The sequence below is a fragment of the Actinospica acidithermotolerans genome (assembly GCF_018139625.1).
Classification (GTDB): domain Bacteria; phylum Actinomycetota; class Actinomycetes; order Streptomycetales; family Catenulisporaceae; genus Actinospica; species Actinospica acidithermotolerans.
The window spans coordinates 1-2,733 of record NZ_JAGSOH010000248.1 but is presented as its reverse complement, the minus strand read 5'-3'; the positions used below and the strand labels follow the sequence as shown (position 1 = coordinate 2,733).

Below are 2,733 nucleotides of genomic sequence, written 5' to 3'. Positions count from 1 at the left end.
GAACTGGTCGGCGGTGGCGCGGCGGGGCCGGGGTCAGCCAGGGTCAGAACTGGTCGAGAGCGGCGCGGCGAGTTTGGGCGAGCCGGGCTCAGAACTCGTCGGCAGTGGTGCGGCGGGGCCAGGGTCAGCCGGGGTCAGAACTGGCCGGGGGCGGCGCGGCGGACGGTCCAGGCGGCGGGGCCGTTGTCCGGCTCCGGCAGGACGCAGCGCAGGCGGTAGACGGCCGGCTCGCCGAAGCGGCCTACGGAGGCGCTGACCAGCCAGTGCACCTCACCGATCTCGGCCCAGCGGCCGAGCAGGTCGTGCACGATGAACAGCAGGCCCTGGTGTAGGAAGTAGACGGGGCCCTCGGCGCCCTGGAGCACCTCGCAGTACCCCTCGTCGCCGGCGGTGCCCGAGTCCGGCAACTCCTGGGTCATCTCGACGCCCATCCTTACCACCCTCTGCCTTATTCCGGTCCCGCTGGTCCTTGTCTCCGGACCAGACCCTTGTCCGCCAGTCCCTGTCCTTCGTCCGGCGCCGCCGGTCGGACGGCGGGCTTCCCCGACGTGCGACGGCGTGGGGGATGCGTCCGAGCCCTTGGACGTACCCACGCCGTCACCGTCCCCGCGTCCGCCGGCGGCGGCTAGTTCGAATCTTTGTTCGAACGGGACCACTGTAGCCTGCCCGGGCGGTGGCCGCTACGCCTTTGCCGAATTGCCACTCGTTCGAGTGGGCCGCACCCGACATTGCCCGTTCCACCTGCGCTTTCACAGAGTTATCGATTCGTTACAGGCTGCGGCGACAACCATGCGGGCCCTTGGCTGGTCCTACTCGGTGGATCGCACCGCCACGGCGCAACGCGATCGGCCCGGGCACGCGACGATTCGAGAATCCCGGCTCCGATCGGTGGGGAGAAACCGGCCGTGGTCGGTCTGCCCGGCCGCGCAGGGAGAGCGGCGGGGGGTTCGCAGGTCCCCGGCGGCAGCGCCGGGGTGGGGAAATACGGCGGCCGCGCGCCGTGGGGGCACGCGGCCGCCGCCACACCTGCGTGCCCTGACGCGCCCCGACGGGCTCCGACGGCTGCAACCGCCTGGAGGCACGCCCGACTCGCCGCAGAGAGCTGCGGCTATCGGCGGAGAGTGAGCGCAATGCTCCATTCGGTTGCCACCGGCGTGGCGGCCCGCACGCACCTCGCTGATACTCGAAAGCGTGCCAGGATTGACAGCTGCCCCCCGGATCCTGCCCCGACTACCCGTCAGCCGGCCCGTCCTGGTCGCCCCTCCGTTGCTGCATCTGCACGCGGTCGGCCCGCGAACGCCGCAGGTCACTGAGCCTGTGTCGGTCCTACTGTCGTTGCGGCACGGGCCAGCCGTCGCCCTCGCCGCCGTGCACGCGGCCGTCGCGCAGCGCAACGTGTCCAGGCTCGACGTCGTGGTGCTGGACGTCGGATGCACGGAGTCGACTTACCGTGCTCTGATTCGCGAGTACGAGGATGATCCACGAGTTCGGCTGCTGGACACGGCGCGCGTGCCGAACGGCTGGTCGCGCTCCGCGCACCGCGCGCAGCAGCTCGCTGTCGGGGCACGAGGGCGGATACTGTTCTTCGCCGATCCGGCCGCGCCGCTCGGACCGTACGCGGCGGCCGCCGGAGCCAGTCTGCTGCGACGTCAGAAGCTCGACCTGCTGGTTCTCGACGCGGGCGGGTCGCGGCGCACGGGGCGATTCGCCTTCGCGGCGGATACGGATGCGTACTGGCGGATAGGTGGCCACCGGGCCGCGGCGCGTGATCCGCACCCGCTCGCGCTGCTGCGCGCGATGCGGAGGGTGCACGCGTCGACCGGCTTCGCCGACGGACGACGGGTGATCCCGGCCGCCACCCGCGCGCACGCCGAGGAACTGCCGCCCGAGCCGCGCGAGCAGACGCTCCACGTCAGGGACCACGGCGAAGCCACCTTCGGCACGCTCAGCACGACCGCGCGCCGCCTGATCGCGGCACTCCGCGCCAACGGCGCCGACCTGGCCGGGATGGGGGACGCGGCGTCGCAGCGCGCCGATGCGCCTGGGGAGAGCACGATGTACGGCCAACTCGACGAGAACACGATGTACGGCGAAGTCGACGAGAACACGATGTTGGAGGGACTCTCACGGGAGATCGACTGACCGGAGGACGGCAAGGCGACGGCAGGCACGAGGCCAACCGGAGGACAGCACGCCACCCGCCCAATTGGAGGACGGCAAGGCGCTAACCCGACCGGGGAACGGCAAGTGCTAACCCGACCGGGGGGACGGCGAGTGCTAACCCGACCGGAGGACAGCACAGCACGACCTCGAGTGGAGGACGGCAAGGCGCTAACCCGACCGGGAAACGGCAAGTGCTAACCCGACCGGGGTGACGGCGAGTGCTAACCCGACCGGGGGGGGACGGCGAGTGCTAACCCGACCGGAGGACAGCACAGCACGACCTCGAGTGGAGGACGGCAAGGCGCTGACCCGACCGGAGGACAGCGCGGCACCCGCCCAATTGGAGAACAGCACGGCACCAGCCCGTCCGGACGACGGCAAGGCGTTAATCCGACCGGATGACGGCGCGGCGCCAACTCGAACGGATGACGGCACGGCACCAGCCCAATTGGAGGACAGCGCGGCAGTAGCCCGACCGGAGGACAGCGCGGCACCAGCCCGGCCGGAGGACAGCGGGGCACTTGCCCGGCCGGGTTATCGGGCGCGGGGCGACCGGGGGACGGGCGACGG

The 2,733-nt window shown here is 71.5% G+C and carries 2 protein-coding genes; one reads left to right on the top strand and one right to left on the bottom strand.

Annotated features, from left to right (window positions below):
- Positions 1-134 precede the first annotated feature (134 nt).
- Positions 135-419 carry a hypothetical protein gene (locus tag KDK95_RS34365; protein ID WP_212522546.1) on the bottom strand — a complete coding sequence of 95 codons (285 nt, stop codon included), beginning with the start codon at positions 417-419 and terminating at the stop codon, positions 135-137.
- An 898-nt stretch (positions 420-1,317) separates the two neighbouring features.
- Here KDK95_RS34365 and KDK95_RS34360 point away from each other — a divergent pair.
- Entirely contained in the window at positions 1,318-2,142 is an 825-nt protein-coding gene (locus KDK95_RS34360) for a hypothetical protein (protein ID WP_212522545.1), read from the top strand.
- Positions 2,143-2,733: the final 591 nt, after the last annotated feature.